At 32.3% G+C, this 15,834-nt stretch carries 15 protein-coding genes; all 15 read left to right on the plus strand.

The features are described 5' to 3' along the window. Genes leuD through sucD form a run of 15 tightly spaced genes read left to right on the plus strand, consistent with a single transcriptional unit; the run spans window position 1 to window position 15,816 of the window. The gene (gene leuD, locus ACTT9C_RS02595) at window positions 1-606 is read left to right on the plus strand and encodes a 3-isopropylmalate dehydratase small subunit (RefSeq protein WP_440922947.1); all 606 of its coding nucleotides are present in this window, start codon (window positions 1-3) and stop codon (window positions 604-606) included. Further along, window positions 599-1,705, plus strand: a complete 1,107-nt coding sequence (gene leuB, locus ACTT9C_RS02600) for a 3-isopropylmalate dehydrogenase (RefSeq protein ID WP_440922948.1) — start codon at window positions 599-601, stop codon at window positions 1,703-1,705. The genes leuD and leuB overlap by 8 nt, the downstream gene beginning before the upstream one ends. A gap of 26 nt (window positions 1,706-1,731) precedes the next feature. Then, window positions 1,732-3,495 carry an acyl-CoA dehydrogenase C-terminal domain-containing protein gene (locus tag ACTT9C_RS02605; protein ID WP_440922949.1) on the plus strand — a complete coding sequence of 588 codons (1,764 nt, stop codon included), beginning with the start codon at window positions 1,732-1,734 and terminating at the stop codon, window positions 3,493-3,495. Beyond that, entirely contained in the window at window positions 3,496-5,112 is a 1,617-nt protein-coding gene (locus ACTT9C_RS02610) for a long-chain-fatty-acid--CoA ligase (protein WP_440922950.1), read from the plus strand. It begins immediately after the preceding gene. 8 nt (window positions 5,113-5,120) lie between these two features. Beyond that, window positions 5,121-5,897 (plus strand): alpha/beta fold hydrolase, encoded by a 777-nt coding sequence (locus ACTT9C_RS02615; RefSeq protein ID WP_440922951.1) that lies wholly within the window; start codon window positions 5,121-5,123, stop codon window positions 5,895-5,897. Then, on the plus strand, window positions 5,894-7,003 hold the full coding sequence (locus ACTT9C_RS02620; protein WP_440922952.1) for a dimethylsulfoniopropionate demethylase: 1,110 nt from the start codon (window positions 5,894-5,896) through the stop codon (window positions 7,001-7,003). Before ACTT9C_RS02615 ends, ACTT9C_RS02620 begins: the two co-directional genes overlap by 4 nt. Before the next feature lie 15 nt (window positions 7,004-7,018). Further along, window positions 7,019-8,026 (plus strand): aspartate-semialdehyde dehydrogenase, encoded by a 1,008-nt coding sequence (locus ACTT9C_RS02625; protein WP_440922953.1) that lies wholly within the window; start codon window positions 7,019-7,021, stop codon window positions 8,024-8,026. Beyond that, on the plus strand, window positions 8,016-8,399 hold the full coding sequence (gene sdhC, locus ACTT9C_RS02630) for a succinate dehydrogenase, cytochrome b556 subunit (RefSeq protein ID WP_440922954.1): 384 nt from the start codon (window positions 8,016-8,018) through the stop codon (window positions 8,397-8,399). Before ACTT9C_RS02625 ends, sdhC begins: the two co-directional genes overlap by 11 nt. A gap of 1 nt (window position 8,400) precedes the next feature. After that, on the plus strand, window positions 8,401-8,724 hold the full coding sequence (gene sdhD / locus ACTT9C_RS02635; RefSeq protein WP_440922955.1) for a succinate dehydrogenase, hydrophobic membrane anchor protein: 324 nt from the start codon (window positions 8,401-8,403) through the stop codon (window positions 8,722-8,724). Beyond that, on the plus strand, window positions 8,721-10,496 hold the full coding sequence (gene sdhA / locus ACTT9C_RS02640; protein ID WP_440922956.1) for a succinate dehydrogenase flavoprotein subunit: 1,776 nt from the start codon (window positions 8,721-8,723) through the stop codon (window positions 10,494-10,496). Before sdhD ends, sdhA begins: the two co-directional genes overlap by 4 nt. Then, window positions 10,496-11,275 carry a succinate dehydrogenase iron-sulfur subunit gene (locus ACTT9C_RS02645; protein WP_440922957.1) on the plus strand — a complete coding sequence of 260 codons (780 nt, stop codon included), beginning with the start codon at window positions 10,496-10,498 and terminating at the stop codon, window positions 11,273-11,275. Before sdhA ends, ACTT9C_RS02645 begins: the two co-directional genes overlap by 1 nt. 42 nt (window positions 11,276-11,317) lie before the next feature. Next, complete coding sequence (locus ACTT9C_RS02650; protein WP_440922958.1) at window positions 11,318-12,811, plus strand: CoA-acylating methylmalonate-semialdehyde dehydrogenase; 1,494 nt, start codon at window positions 11,318-11,320, stop codon at window positions 12,809-12,811. Window positions 12,812-12,817: 6 nt separating this feature from the next. Next, window positions 12,818-13,780: a malate dehydrogenase gene (gene mdh, locus ACTT9C_RS02655; RefSeq protein WP_440922959.1), complete on the plus strand. Its 963-nt coding sequence runs from the start codon at window positions 12,818-12,820 to the stop codon at window positions 13,778-13,780. Continuing rightward, the gene (gene sucC / locus ACTT9C_RS02660; protein WP_440922960.1) at window positions 13,780-14,940 is read left to right on the plus strand and encodes an ADP-forming succinate--CoA ligase subunit beta; all 1,161 of its coding nucleotides are present in this window, start codon (window positions 13,780-13,782) and stop codon (window positions 14,938-14,940) included. The genes mdh and sucC overlap by 1 nt, the downstream gene beginning before the upstream one ends. Further along, window positions 14,941-15,816, plus strand: a complete 876-nt coding sequence (gene sucD, locus ACTT9C_RS02665; protein WP_440922961.1) for a succinate--CoA ligase subunit alpha — start codon at window positions 14,941-14,943, stop codon at window positions 15,814-15,816. Window positions 15,817-15,834 lie beyond the last annotated feature (18 nt).

A 15,834-nucleotide genomic window follows, 5' to 3' on the forward strand; every position in this document is an offset into this window, starting at 1 on the left:
ATGCAAAAATTTAACACTTTGAAGAGTATACCAGCGTATTTGCCAATAGTTAATATTGATACAGATATGATTATTCCAAAACAATTTTTAAAAACAATTAAAAGAACTGGACTGGGCAAAAATTTATTTTTTGAGATGAGATATGACGATCAAGGTAAAGAAATAAATGATTTTGTTTTAAATACAGATCCTTACAATAACTCAAAAATTTTAATTGCTGGAAAAAATTTTGGTTGTGGTTCTTCAAGAGAACACGCTCCATGGGCATTATTAGACTTCGGTATCACGTGTGTGATAAGTTCAAGTTTTGCAGATATCTTTTATAACAACTGTTTTAAAAATGGAATTTTACCAATAATTTTAGATGATGATAAAATTAAAGAACTATCAGAATATGCAAAAAGAAAAGAAGAAATTTTTATAGATCTTAATGAAGAAAAAGTTTTTTTTGGAAATAATGAATTAAAATTTAAAGTAGACTCGTTTAAAAAAAAGTGTTTGTTAGAAGGATTAGACGATATAGCTCTTTCATTAAAAAAATCTGATAAAATAGAAATTTTTGAAAAAGATTTAAAAGTCAAAAAGCCCTGGGTGTTTAATGATTAAAGTTAAAAAAAGAAGAGTGTTATTGTTACCAGGTGATGGAATAGGTCCTGAAGTGATTGCAGAGGTTAAAAAGGTAATCAATTGGTTTAATGATAAAAAATCTTTAGATTTTGAAATTGATGAGGATTTAGTTGGAGGAATTTCTTTTGATAAGCATGGAACACCTCTTACTGATGAAGTTTTTTACAAAGCATTAGAGAGTGCTGTAATAATGTTAGGTGCAGTTGGTGGACCAAAATGGGATGGTGTAGAATTTTCAAAAAAACCTGAAAGAGCCCTTTTAAAACTTAGAAAAGAACTAAAACTTTTTGCTAATTTAAGGCCAGCAATATGTTTTGAACAATTGGTAAATGCTTCAACTTTAAAACCAGAAATTGTATCAGGTTTAGATATTTTAATAGTTAGAGAATTAACTGGTGGAGTATATTTTGGTGAACCAAGAGGAATTAAACCAATAGAAAATGGAGAAAGAAAAGGAGTAAACACTCATACTTATACTAGTAGTGAAATTATTAGAGTAGCTAGAGTTGCTTTTGATTTAGCTAAAAAAAGATCAAATAGAGTCATATCTTGTGAAAAATCAAATGTAATGGAAGCGGGTCAACTTTGGAAAGAAGAAGTGCAATCATTACATGATAAAGATTATAAGGATGTTGAGTTAAGTCATATGTTAGCTGATAATTGTGCGATGCAATTAGTAAGAAACCCAAAACAATTTGATGTAATCTTAACTGATAATTTATTTGGTGACATGTTATCAGATGAAGCCTCTATGTTAACAGGTTCTCTTGGATTACTACCTTCAGCATCATTAGGTGCAAAAAATAAGGATGGCGAAATGAGAGCTATGTATGAACCTATTCATGGTTCAGCTCCAGACATTGCTGGAAAAGGAGTTGCAAATCCTATCGCCTCAATTTTGAGTTTTGCTATGGCACTAAGATATTCTCTAGATTTAGATAAAGAGGCAGAGGCCTTAGAAAAGGCTGTACAAGAGGCTCTTAATGATGGATTAAGAACAAAAGATATAATGTCTGATAAAATGAAAGAGGTTTCTACTTCTCAAATGGGTGATGCGATCATTTCAAAATTGCAATAATTAATTAATTATCTTAAAGTCATACTATGCCAAGCTATACCGCTCCTGTTGATGATATGATGTTTCTATTCGAGAAACTTAGAAATAATCAAAAATATAATGAGTTAGAAAAATATAAAGAGGTAACAACTGATTTAGTAAAAGATATTTTGCAGGAGGCAGCAAAGATTAATCAAAATTTAATTTTACCATTAGCTAAAGCTGGTGACGAAAATCCTGCAGTTTTAGAAAATGGAGTAGTAAGAACTCCTCCAGGTTATAAAGAAGCTTACAAAAAATATATTGAGGACGGGTGGACCTCACTATCTTGTGATCCAAAATATGGGGGTCAAGGTATGCCAAAAACTGTAAGTGCATTTTTTGATGAAATGCTTTCCTCAGCAAGTCTGTCTTTTAAATTATACAGTGAACTAAGTATAGGTGCATATAATTGTATTAATCATCATGCTACAGACGATATAAAAAATAAATATTTACCTAAAATAGTTGAGGGAAAATGGAGCGGCACTATGTGTTTAACTGAGCCAGTATGTGGTACCGATTTAGGTTTATTAAGAACAAAAGCTAAGAAACAAACTGACGGAACTTATAAAATAAGTGGTCAAAAAATATTTATTACATCTGGTGATCATGATTTAACCGAGAATATTATTCATCTAGTTTTGGCAAGAGCAGATGACTCTCCAGCAGGCACAAAAGGAATAAGTTTATTTTTAGTCCCAAAATTTGTGGTTAAAGATGATGGAACAATTGGACCAAGAAATGGGATATCTACAGGATCTATAGAGACTAAGATGGGAATAAAGGGATCAGCAACTTGTGTATTAAATTTTGATGATGCTACTGGATATATGATAGGTGCTAAAGAAAAAGGATTAAGTGCAATGTTCACTATGATGAATCTTGAAAGAATAGTTGTTGGTATACAAGGTTTAGGTATTTCAGAAATCGCCTATCAAAATTCACTTTCTTATGCAAAAGAGAGAAAACAAGGAAAATCAAATAATTCTAGTTCAAAAAATGGTGCAGATTTTATAATTGAACACGCTGACATTAGAAGAACCCTACTTAATATGAAATCAATTATTGAAGGTGAAAGAGCTTTATGTTTTTGGCTATCACAGCAAACTGAAGTAAGTTTAAACCATCCAGATGAAAAAACCCGTCAGGAAGCCTCAGATTATGTTTCCCTCATGACTCCTGTGGTAAAATCATTATTCACAGATTTAGCAATGGAAATCACAAGTGATGCTATGCAAATTCATGGTGGATATGGATACACTAAAGATCAAGGAATAGAACAATTATATAGAGATAATAGAATTACACCTATCTATGAAGGTACAAATTCAGTCCAAGCTTCAGACCTAGTTTTCAGAAAATTATCAAATAAAAACGGCAATATAATAAATAAATTTTTAGACCAGGTTAAGTCAGAGTGTGAAACTGACAATGAAAAAATTAAACCATTTTTATCAGAATTTAATAAGAATTTAGACACTCTTAAAAAATTTAGTGATTGGATGACAGATAAAGCAACTACATCAAAAGATGATGTTAGTGCAGCAGCTAATGATTACCTTAAAACTTTAGGTTATGTATCTATTGCTTATGCATGGATTAAGGTTTTAGAGGTAAGTTTTAAAGATTATGAGGAAAATAAAAATTTTTATAATGATAAAATAGACACTGCTAGATTTTATTTTGATAAAGTATTACCTAGAGCTGAACATCATTATAAGTCTGCAATCTCTGGAAGTTCAAATATAATGAATTTCAAGTTCAATTAAATGAGCCATTACGAAACTAATCTTAATAAAAATGATGCAAATTATGTTCCATTAACACCTTTGACTTTTTTGAAAAGAGCTTATGAGATTTATCCCAATTATGAAGCAGTTATTTATGAAGATAGGAAATATACTTGGTCTCAAGTTTATAAACGTACTGTAAAATTTGCTAGTGCACTTAATAAAATTGGAGTTAGTAAGGGTGATACTGTTTCATTTTTAGCTTTTAATACCCCTGAAATTTTTGAAGGACACTATTCGGTTCCTATGACAGGTGCAGTTCTTAATACTATTAATATAAGATTAGATGCTAAGACAATTGCGTATATTTTAGAACATAGTGAGGCAAAAGTTTTAGTTGTTGATAGGCAACTTCATGTTGAGGTTAAAAAGGCCTTAAATACTTTAAAAAGAAAAATCATAATAATCGATATCAACGATAAATTTGCAGACCAATCTAAGTGTGAGCAAATTGGAGAATTAGAATATGAGAGTTTTTTAAACACTGGTGATGAAAATTATGATTGGAAAATGCCAGAAGATGAATGGCAAGCATTATCACTTAGTTATACTTCAGGAACAACTGGAAACCCTAAAGGTGTAGTTTATCATCATAGAGGATCATATTTAATGTCAACTGGAAGTGCAGTTGCATGGAATATGCCAAATAGGTTAAATTTTTTAACAATTGTACCTATGTTTCATTGTAATGGTTGGGGTTATCCATGGACTGTCCCTATGTTAAATGGAAGAACTATTTGTTTAAGAAATATTGATATAAAAAAAATATTTGAATTAATTGATAAATATGATGTTACCCATTTTGGTGGAGCACCGATTGTATTGAATATGATCACCGGAGCTCCAGAGTCGGATAGAAAAAAATTAAAACAAAAAGTTTATGTATTAACTGCTGGTGCGCCACCACCAAGTATTATATTTAAAAAAATGAAAGAGCTTGGATTCGAGGTAATGCATGTCTATGGATTAACAGAAACTTATGGCCATGTTACTCAATGTGCTTGGAACGATTCTTGGAATGAATTTGATGAAGAAAAACAAAATGAAATAAAGGCAAGACAAGGTGTAAGATATCCTAATACAGAGGGGATCACAGTTATGGACCCTGAAACTATGAAAGAAGTTCCAAAAGATGGAAAAACGATTGGTGAAATTATGATTAAAGGAAACGTCGTTATGAAGGGTTATTTCAAGGATAAAAATGCTACAGATAAAGCGATGAATGGTGGTTGGTTTCATTCTGGAGATTTGGCAGTTATGCATCCAGATGGATATGTTAAAATTCAAGACAGATCGAAAGACATCATTATTTCTGGAGGTGAAAATATTTCTTCAATCGAAATAGAAAACACTTTAGCAAAGCATCCATCAGTTTCTATTGCAGCGGTAGTAGCAAAACCAGATGAAAAATGGGGCGAAGTCCCATGTGCATTTATTGAGATGGTCCAAGATAAACCAGTCACAGAAAAAGAATTAATAAGTTTTTGCAAAGAAACTCTTGCTGGTTTTAAAGTGCCGAAACAAGTTGTTTTTTGTGAATTACCAAAGACTTCAACAGGTAAAATTCAAAAATTTGAGTTAAGAAAAAAATTTTAGGAAAATAATTGATATTCCAACTAGAAAACAAAAACATTCATGCATCCGACTCTGGTCAGGGTATAGATACAAATAAAGATACGATAGTATTTTTACATGGAAGTGGTCTCTCACATATTGTCTGGTCGCTATCTGAACAATTTTTTTCATCAAAAAATTATAATGTATTATCTATAGATTTACCTGGACATGGAAATTCAGATGGTCCTTGCTTAGATAGTGTAGAAAAAATTGCTGATTGGATGGAAAAAGTATTTGATAAATTAAAATTAAAAAACTTAATTTTAGTTGGTCATTCTCAAGGATGTTTAGAAATACTCGAATATTCTTTAAGATATAAAGAGAGACTAAAAAAATTAGTTTTTGTTGGAGGTTCAAATAAAATGCCAGTACATCCGGATTTAATTGAATTAGCTCAAAGCGGACACTCAGACGCTGTTAAATTAATGATGAAATGGGGATATGAGGGTTCAAAAAAGTTTATTGGTGGTAACCCAGTAGAAAAAATCATTCAATCGCCGAGAGATATAAGTGAAATTTTGGCTGTTGATTTAAATGCATGTAACAATTATTTAAATGGCTCTAAGGCTGCAAAAGAAATTGATCTACCATCAATGCTTATATTTGGAGAATTAGATAAAATGGTTAATTTAGAAGCAGGAAAAAAATTCTCTAATTTGATTAAAAATTCAACTACTCACGTGATCAAAGGATGTGGCCATATGATAATGATTGAAAAAGCATTCGAAATGAGAGAAAAGATTTTAGAATTCTTAAATAAATGAAAAGTTATCCAATAGCTAAATCAAGAAGAGTGAGAAGTACTCCGTACACTTCAAGAATTGAAAATCAAGGTGTGACTGCCTACACAGTTTATAATCATATGCTGTTACCAGCAGCATTTGGATCTTTAGAAGAATCCTGTGATCATTTAAAAAAAAATGTTCAAGTATGGGATGTATCAGCAGAAAGACAGGTTGAAATTTCAGGCAATGATGCAGCGAAACTTGTTCAACTTATGACCTGTAGAGATTTATCCAATTCCAAAATTGGTAGATGTTATTATTGCCCAATAATTGATGAAAGTGGAAATTTAGTAAATGATCCAGTTATTTTAAAGCTAGCTGAAGATAGATGGTGGATCTCAATTGCTGACTCCGATGTTATTTTTTTTGCAAAAGGATTAGCATCAGGTAATAAATTCAATGTAAATATTTTTGAGCCTAATGTTGACATCCTAGCAATTCAAGGACCCAAATCTTTTGATTTGATGGAAAAAATTTTTGGTAAGGAGATAAAAGAGTTAAAATTTTTTGGATTTAATTATTATGATTATAAGGGTGTAAAACATTTAATTGCTAGATCTGGTTGGTCAAAACAAGGAGGTTTTGAGATCTATGTTGAAAATACTAAATCCGGATTAGATTTATATGATCAACTCTTTGTATTAGGAAAAGAATTCAATGTAAAAGCTGGATGTCCAAATTTAATTGAAAGAATAGAAAGTGGTTTACTTTCTTATGGAAACGATTTTGACAATAATGATAATCCATTTGAATGTGGTTTTGAAAAGTATGTAAATCTAGATACAGATATAGATTTTTTAGGTAAGGAAAGACTGAAAAAGATTCAAAAAGACGGGATCAAAAGAAAATTAATGGGTGTTCAGATTGATACTAGTAAAATTAATTTAACTAAATCTCTTAATATTAAAGATGAAAAAGGAAATTTAATTGGGGATTTAAGATCTGCCTGTTATTCACCTCATTTTAAAAAGTCTATAGGTATTGCGATGATAAATGAGCCACATTGTAAAGCATCCGCTTCAGGATTATTGGAAATTGATGGAAATTTAATAGCTGTAAAAGTTTGCGATTTACCTTTCATCTAGTATAAAACCTACATCATGAATATAGCAATAGTAGGAGCAACAGGTAATGTTGGAAGAAAAACTCTGGAAGTTCTCGAAAAAAAAGGACTTACTTCAGGAAATCTTTACTTAGTTGCTTCGTCTAAAAGCGCTGGAAAAAAAATTCATTTTCAAGGTAAAGATATTATAGTGAGTGAATTAGAAAATTTTGATTTTTCCAAAGTTAAAATCGCTTTTTTTGCAGCAGGTGGTAAAATTTCTGAAAAATTTGCTGAAAAAGCAGCCAAGCATTGTTTAGTAATTGATAATTCAAGTTTTTTCAGAATGGATCCGGATGTTCCTTTAATAGTCCCACAGGTAAATTCAGATGCTTTAAACAATATTAAAAAAAATATTATTGCAAATCCTAATTGTTCAACAGCACAATTAGTAATCGCATTAAAGCCATTACATGATTTATTTGTAATTAAAAGAATAGTTGTTTCAACATACCAATCCGTTTCTGGTGCTGGCAAAGCATCAATGGATGAATTGATTAAACAAACTAAATTAGCTTTAGATGGTAAAGATATTAAATCTGAAAATTTTACAAAACCAATTGCTTTTAATGCAATCCCGCATATCGACGTTTTTTCAGAAGATGGCTACACGAAAGAAGAGTTAAAAATGAGAAATGAGACTAAAAAAATCTTAGATGACAAAATCGATCTAACAGCAACATGTGTTAGGTTACCAATATCTGTTTCTCACTCAGAATCGGTAAATATTCAATTTGAGAAAACTTTTTCTTTAGAGCAAATAAATAAAGCACTGAATAGTTTTGATGGTTGCAAAGTAATTGATGAAAGAATTGATGGAGGTTACTCGACACCATTAGAGGCAGAAGGAAAAGATGAAACTTTTATTTCAAGGATTAGAGAAGATAAAACAATAAAAAATGGATTAAATTTGTGGATTGTATCTGATAATCTTCTAAGAGGCGCTGCATTGAATGCAGTTGAAATAGCTGAAACATTAATTAAAAATAATTTTTATGGAAAATAAACCTCCTCTATCACCACATATTCAAATTTATAGATGGCATATCTCCTCTTTGGTTTCCATTACTCATAGAATTACAGGAGTGATAAATATTATTGGAATTACTTTTATTTGCATTTGGTCTTGTTTACTTCTTCTTGGTGAAAATAATTATGAAGTAATTAATTTATTTTTAAAATCATTATTTGGGAAATTTATCATTTTGGGAATCACATGGTCTTTTTCATTTCAAATATTAAGTGAAATTCGACACTTGATAATGGATCTAGGTTATGGTTTTGAACTGAAGATAACTAGGATCACGGGTTTAATAGTAATATTTGGATCAATAATTTTAACGATTATTTTTTTTACATTAGGAAAAAATTTTATTTAGTATGATTAGTGCGACTAAAAAATGGATTTTTTTAAAGATCAGTGGAGTTTTGTTAGTGCCATTGATGACATGGTTTATTTTAAATTTCATAATGATTTATGATAAAGAATACTTAAATCTAATAGAATTTTTTACAATGCCTTTATCTAAATTTTTATTTAGTATTTTTATAATAAATGCTTATTTTTTTTCAGCTTTAAGTATAAGTGAGGTTTTTGAGGATTATATTAAAAATAATAAAATCAAAAGTGTCGCAAATAAGCTTTTATATGCATCAGCAGTAGTAATTCCTCTAATTACAATTATATTAATCTCTAGCTTATGAGTTCATATAAAATAATAGATCATGAATATGACGTTGTAGTCCTAGGTGCTGGTGGTTCTGGCTTAAGAGCCGCTGTTGGTTTAAGTGAAGCAGGATTAAAAACTGCATGTATTTCAAAAGTATTTCCAACAAGAAGTCATACTTCTGCTGCGCAAGGTGGAATTTCAGCTGCCCTTGGAAACATGGGCGAAGACGACTGGCGTTGGCATATGTATGATACTGTAAAAGGAGCAGATTGGTTAGGAGACCAAGATAGCATTGAGTACCTTTGTAAAGAAGCTCCTAAAGCAGTCATTGAATTGGAAAAATATGGTGTCCCATTTAGCAGAACAGAGGATGGCAAAATTTATCAAAGACCTTTTGGTGGTATGACCAAAAATTATGGAAATGGAATAGTCCAAAGAACATGTGCTGCAGCCGATCGAACAGGACACGCAATTTTGCACACTTTATATGGTCAAGCTTTAAAACATAAGACAGAGTTTTTTATTGAGTATTTTGCTCTCGATCTTTTAATGAAAGATGGGGAATGTAAAGGATTGATAGCATGGAATTTAAATGATGGAACTATTCATCGATTTAGATCTCATATTGTTATTATAGCTACAGGCGGCTACGGAAAAGTTTACTATTCTGCAACATCTGCTCATACATGTACTGGTGATGGAAATGCAATGGTGCTAAGAGCAGGTCTACCGTTACAAGATATGGAGTTTGTGCAATTTCATCCAACCGGAATTTATGGACACGGTACCTTAATAACAGAAGGTGCGAGAGGTGAAGGAGGTTATCTTACAAATTCTAAAGGCGAAAGATTTATGGAAAGATACGCGCCTAAAGCTAAGGATTTAGCATCACGTGATGTTGTAAGTAGGTCAATGTCAATTGAAATTAATGAAGGAAGAGGAGTTGGAAAAGATCAAGATCATGTTCATTTGAACTTAAGTCATCTAGATAAAGAAATTATAGAAAGTAGATTGCCAGGTATTACAGACGCAGCAAGATTATTTGCCAATGTAGATGTTACTAAGGAACCAATTCCAGTTGTACCTACAGTTCATTATAACATGGGTGGTATACCAACAAATTATAAAGCAGAAGTTTTGACTGTAAATGGTTCTGAAAAAACTGTTCCAGGACTTATGGCTATAGGGGAAGCAGCTTGTGTTTCAGTTCACGGAGCAAATAGATTGGGCTCTAACTCTTTGATTGATCTTGTTGTTTTTGGAAGAGCAGCTGCAAAAAGAGCTGCTGAACTAATTAAACCTGGTACACCACATGAGGAGATCAGTGAGTCAGAAACTCAAAAATGTTTAGATCGTTTTGATAAGATTAGAAACTCTGATGGAGATATTGGTACTGCTGAACTAAGACTGTCCATGCAAAAAACAATGCAATCAAAATGTGCGGTTTTTAGAACAGAAAAAACACTTAAAGAGGGTGTTGATGAAATACGACAAACATTTGATGGATTGGATTCTTTATCAGTTAAAGATAAATCATTAATATTTAATACTGACCTAGTAGAAACTTTAGAATTTGATAACTTAATTAGACAAGCTGTTGTGACAGTTGACTCCGCTTATAATAGGAAAGAAAGTAGAGGAGCTCATGCAAGAGAAGATTATCCAAAAAGAGATGATGAGAAGTTTATGCAACATACATTAGCTTGGTGTGATGGAAAAAAATCAAAAATAAGTTATAGAGATGTTCATAAGTCTACATTAACCAATGAAGTACAGTATTTTCCACCTCAGGAGAGAGTATATTAATGGTGCAAATCAGTTTACCTGAGAATTCCAAAACAAAAAAAGGTAAATATTTTAAGGACAAAACCGGCTCAAAAAATTTAAGAAAAGTTAATGTATATAGATGGGATCCATCTTCAGGAGAAGGTCCAAGAATCGACACTTATGAAGTTGATATGGATAACTGTCCATCCAAAGTATTGGATATTTTAAATAAAATTAAAAATGAAATAGACCCCACCCTTGCTTACAGACGATCATGTGCTCACGGTGTATGTGGATCGTGTGCAATGAATATAGGCGGTAAAAATGGTCTTGCTTGCACAACTCCTCATGAAAATATTGATGGAGATATTGATATTTATCCGTTGCCACACTTAAAAGTTAAAAAAGATCTAATCGGAGATTTAGATGGATTATACAAGCAATATAAATCTATTGAACCTTGGTTAAAATCAAGTTCAAAATCTGAGTCAGCTGAGTTAATTCAGTCAAAAGAAGATAGAGCTAAGCTTGATGGTGCTTATGAATGTATTATGTGCGCATGTTGTTCTACTTCTTGCCCAAGTTATTGGTGGAATGGAGATAAGTACTTAGGACCAGCAGTTTTATTACAAGCTTATAGATGGATTATTGATAGTAGAGATGAGGAAAGACAAGCTAGATTAAAAAAAGTAGCAGATGAACTTAAATTGTATCGTTGTCATACTATTTTGAACTGTACTAGTGCATGCCCTAAAGGTTTAAACCCTGCAAAAGCAATTGCTGAAATAAAGAAAATGTTAGCAACAGCCAATATTTAAACAATAGACTAATAAGAATTTTTACTCTAAAAGATCCTATTCATGAAATTAATTGAACATTTTGTAGGTGGAAAAATAATTCCCGGAAGTTCAGATAAAAAAGGAAAAGTTTTTAATCCCGCTACTGGTGAACAGGAAAAGGAAGTAAGACTTGCCTCCTCTAGTGACTTAGACCAAGCAGTAGTAATTGCAAAAAAAGCTTTTGAGACATGGTCATTAAAACCTTCACTTCAAAGAGCAAGGATAATGTTTAAATTTAAAGAGTTAATTGAAAAAAATTCTGATGAATTGACACAATTAATTGTTTCTGAACACGGAAAAGTTTATGAGGATGCAAAAGGCTCATTAACACGAGGATTAGAAGTTGTAGAATTTGCTTGTGGAATTCCACATTTACTTAAAGGAGAATTTTCAGAAAATGTAGGGACAGATGTTGACAGCTGGTCAATGCGTCAACCAGTAGGAGTTGTTGCTGGAATAACACCATTTAATTTTCCAGCTATGGTTCCGATGTGGATGTTTCCAATTGCTATTGCATGTGGAAATACATTTATATTAAAGCCATCAGAAAAAGACCCCTCTTGTGCAATAAGATTAGCAGAATTATTGAAAGAAGCTGGCCTTCCAGATGGTGTATTTAATGTGATAAATGGAGACAAAGAAGCAGTAGATGCAATTTTAAATAACAAAGATATTAAAGCAGTTAGTTTTGTTGGTTCAACTCCTATAGCTAAATATATTTATGAAAATTCAGCAAAAAATGAAAAAAGAGTTCAGGCATTAGGAGGAGCTAAAAATCATCTAGTAGTGATGCCAGACTGTGATTTAGATGGTGCTGTGAATGGCTTAATGGGTGCAGCTTATGGCTCCGCTGGAGAAAGATGTATGGCTCAGTCAGTGGCTGTAGCAGTTGGTGATATTGGAGATGAACTAGTGTCTAGATTATCAAAAAAAGCAGAGGCTTTAAAAGTTGGACCAGGAATGGACAAAAACTCAGAAATGGGCCCTCTAGTTACTAAAGAACATTTAGAAAAAGTAAAAAGTTATGTTGATTTGGGCGTAAAAGAGGGTGCGAAATTAGTTGTCGATGGAAGAAATTTAAAATTACAAGGATATGAAAATGGCTTTTACATTGGTGGCTGTTTATTTGATAAAGTGACAAAAGATATGAGGATTTATAAAGAAGAAATATTTGGCCCGGTTTTATCTGTTGTAAGGGTTAAAACTTTTGAGGAAGCTTCTAAATTAATAAACGATCATGAATATGGAAATGGTGTAAGTATTTATACAAGAGATGGAGATGCTGGAAGAACTTTTGCAAGCAAGATTCAAGTTGGAATGGTTGGTATAAATGTACCAATACCTGTGCCGATGGCTTTTCATAGTTTTGGTGGTTGGAAAAGATCTTTGTTTGGAGATAGTGCAATGCATGGGATGGAAGGAATAAAATTTTATACTAAATTAAAAACGATAACTTCAAGATGGCCCTCAGGAATTAGATCTAATGCTGAATTTGTGATGCCAACAATGAAATAATAAACAATGAGCAAAATATCTTTAATTGGAGCAGGTCAAATAGGTGGGACTTTAGCTCATTTAATTGGAATAAAAGAATTAGTAAATGAGGTAGTTTTATTTGATGTTGCGAGCGGTGTTGCAAAAGGAAAAGCGTTAGATATTGCACAATCATCATCTGTAGATGGTTTTGGTGTTAAATTTTCAGGGACTGATGATTACAAAGACATAAAGGGCTCAGATGTTATTATAATTACAGCTGGAGTACCAAGAAAACCTGGTATGAGCAGAGATGATTTACTTGGCATAAACTTAAAAATTATAAAACAAGTTGCAGAAGGAATTAAAAAAAATTCGCCTGATGCATTTGTAATTTGTATAACAAATCCATTAGATGTAATGGTAATGGCTTTTCAAAAATTCTCAGGCCTCTCACCAAATAAAGTAGTTGGCATGGCGGGTATATTAGATAGCTCCAGATTTAAGTTATTTTTATCTGAAGAATTTAGCGTCCCGGTTAAAGAAATAGAGGCAATGGTGATGGGTGGTCATGGTGATACAATGGTTCCCCTTCCAAGATTTACTAAAGTTTCAGGAAAACCTTTATTAGATTTAGTTAAAGAAGGAAAAATTTCTCAAAAAAGGTTGGAAGAAATAAATCAGAGAACTAGAGATGGTGGAGCTGAAATTGTAAAGTTTCTTGAAAAGGGTTCGGCTTTTTATGCCCCAGCAGCTTCAGGAGTTGAGATGGCCAAAGCTTATCTTAAAGATGAAAAAAAATTGCTCCCATGTGCTGCATATTTGAAAGGTGAATATGGTATCAATGATATATATGCCGGGGTTCCAATTATTGTGGGAAAGAATGGTGTTGAAAAAATAGAGGAAATAAACCTAGATGAGAAAGAAAAATCTGAATTTCTCCACTCAATTGATGCAGTAAAAAAACTCTGGGAAGCAGCGTCTAAAATAGATCCAGATTTAAATAAATAATGAATATACACGAGCATCAGGCAAAACAAATCTTAAAAAAATTTGGAGCAATTGTACCAGAGGGTGTATTTGGTTTAACAGTTGAGGAACTTTTAAAGAAATGTAAGTCATTAAAAACAGAAAAATATGTTTTAAAAGCTCAAATTCATGCAGGTGGAAGAGGGAAAGCAGGAGGTGTTAAAATTCTGAATAACCTAGAAGAACTTGAGAAATCAGCCAAAGAGCTTTTAGGAAAAAAATTAATAACTCATCAGACAGGACCTGAAGGAAGAGAAGTTAAAAGATTATATGTTGAAGTTTCATCAGATATCGATAAAGAATTTTATTTATCATGTTTGGTAGATAGAGCTTCTTCAAAAATTGCTTTTATCTCTAGTGATCAAGGTGGAATGGACATTGAGGATGTAGCAAGCAAATCACCTGACAAAATTTTGACAACTAAAGTAGAATTAAAAGAAGAAATTTCAAATAAGGAGTGTGAAAAGATTATTCAAATATTCAAATTAGAAAACAGTTCAAAAAACGAGGCAATATCTTTAATTAAATCAATCTATAAGATGTTTGTTGAAACTGATGCAAATATGGTTGAAATAAACCCTCTAATACTCACAAAAGAAAAGAAAATTATTTGTTTGGATGCAAAGGTAAATTTTGATAGTAACGCTTTGTTTAGACATCCTGAAATTTTAGAACTTAGAGATTTGAATGAGGAAGATCCTACTGAAATTGAAGCTAGTAAACATGACCTAGCTTATATCAAATTAGATGGCAGCATTGGATGCATGGTCAACGGAGCTGGTTTAGCAATGGCCACTATGGATATAATAAAATTATATGGAGAAGAGCCAGCAAATTTTTTAGATGTTGGTGGTGGAGCATCAAAAGAAAAGGTCTCAGCAGCTTTCAAGATAATTTTGTCAGATAAAAATGTAAAAGGTATATTAATCAATATTTTTGGTGGCATAATGCGATGTGATGTTCTAGCTCAAGGCGTTGTAGATGCTGCGAAAGAAATGAAAATCAATGTTCCTTTGGTAGTCAGATTAGCTGGCACAAATTTTAAAGAAGGCAAAGAAATACTAGATAATTCAGGTTTAAAATTAATATCTGCTGAAAATTTGGATGATGCAGCCAAAAAAATTGTTGAGGCAATTAAGTAAATGTCAGTTTTAGTCAATAAAGATACTAGATTAATCTGTCAAGGATTTACAGGTTCACATGGAACATTTCACTCTGAGCAAGCAATCAAATATGGAACAAATTTAGTTGGTGGAGTGACACCAAAAAAAGGTGGCCAAAAACATTTGGACCTTCCAGTTTTTAATACAGTGAAAGAGGCAAGAGAGTCTGAGGGAGCTAATGCAACTATGATATACGTCCCAGCTAAATTTGCAGCCTCAGCAATTATTGAAGCAATAGATGCATCTATAGAACTGATTGTATGTATAACTGAGGGGATTCCTATTCAGGATATGTTAAAAGTTAAACAGAGATTGAATAATTCAAAAAGTAGACTGATTGGCCCCAACTGTCCAGGTGTCATAACTCCCGATGAGTGTAAAATTGGCATAATGCCTGGCAGCATTCATAAAAAAGGAACAGTTGGGATAGTTTCAAGATCAGGAACTTTAACTTATGAAGCAGTAGCTCAGACTACAGAAAATGGATTAGGACAATCAACTTGCATTGGAATTGGAGGCGATCCTATTAATGGTACAAACTTTATAGATTGTCTAGATCTATTTTTAAACGACGAAGATACTCAATCAATTTTAATGATTGGTGAAATTGGAGGGACATCCGAGGAAGAGGCTGCAGATTTCATTAAAAATCATAAAATAAAAAAACCAATTGTTGGATTTATTGCAGGCGTTACTGCCCCACCAGGACGTAGAATGGGTCATGCAGGAGCCATAATCTCAGGAGGCAAAGGTGGTGCGAAGGAAAAGATAAAAAAAATGGAGGATTGTGGAATAACTATGGCAAACTCTCCATCAAAAATTGGAAAAACATTATTAAATAAATTGTCTAATTGAAAAATTTCTTTCTAGGTC

The organism is Candidatus Pelagibacter sp. (genome assembly GCF_052049575.1).
In the GTDB taxonomy this organism is placed as follows: domain Bacteria; phylum Pseudomonadota; class Alphaproteobacteria; order Pelagibacterales; family Pelagibacteraceae; genus Pelagibacter.